The organism is Sphingobium fluviale (genome assembly GCF_004122115.1).
GTDB classification, from domain to species: Bacteria; Pseudomonadota; Alphaproteobacteria; order Sphingomonadales; family Sphingomonadaceae; genus Sphingobium; species Sphingobium fluviale.
The window spans coordinates 1-592 of the sequence record NZ_SBKP01000044.1 but is presented as its reverse complement, the minus strand read 5'-3'; the positions used below and the strand labels follow the sequence as shown (position 1 = coordinate 592).

Genomic DNA, 592 nt, shown 5'->3' with positions numbered 1-592 from the left:
TGTTGATTTTCATTGAGAGTTGACCCGGTGTGGGGAGTAATTTCCACTGAGAAGTGACCCATGTTTGAACGCTTCCCTGTCTTTGGTGATCAGGGGATATTGGAGTGTTGGACATGGCGTTATTGAGTATTATTCGTCGCTGGCATTTGCGCGACCATTTATCGATCAGGGAGATTGCGCGGCGCACGGGACTGTCGCGCAACACGGTGCGTAAATATTTGCGCAGCGGGGCGGTGGAACCGAAGTTCAAGGTGCCGGAACGATCGAGCCGGCTCGATCCCTATGCCGAGCGATTGTCGGCATGGCTGCGGCGTGAGATGGGCCGCCCGCGCAAGCAGAAGCGGACGCTCAGGCAGTTGCACGCCGATCTGGTTGCCCTGGGCTATGATGGCTCCTATGGCCGTGTTGCGGCCTTTGCACGAGCCTGGCGCGACGATTATCGCCGACAGCAGCAGTTGAGTGGCCGGGGGACGTTCGTGCCGCTCTCCTTCGCGCCGGGAGAGGCGTTCCAGTTCGACTGGAGCGAGGACTGGGCGATCATCGACGGGGTGCGCACCAAGTTGCAGGTGGCGCACTTCAAGCTCAGCCACAG

Annotated in this window: 1 protein-coding gene; it reads left to right on the top strand. The window is 59.6% G+C overall.

What is annotated here, in order from left to right; genetic code table 11:
• Window positions 1-113 precede the first annotated feature (113 nt).
• On the top strand, window positions 114-592 hold a 479-nt coding region (locus EQG66_RS15215), incomplete at its 3' end, for a winged helix-turn-helix transcriptional regulator (RefSeq protein ID WP_164975711.1).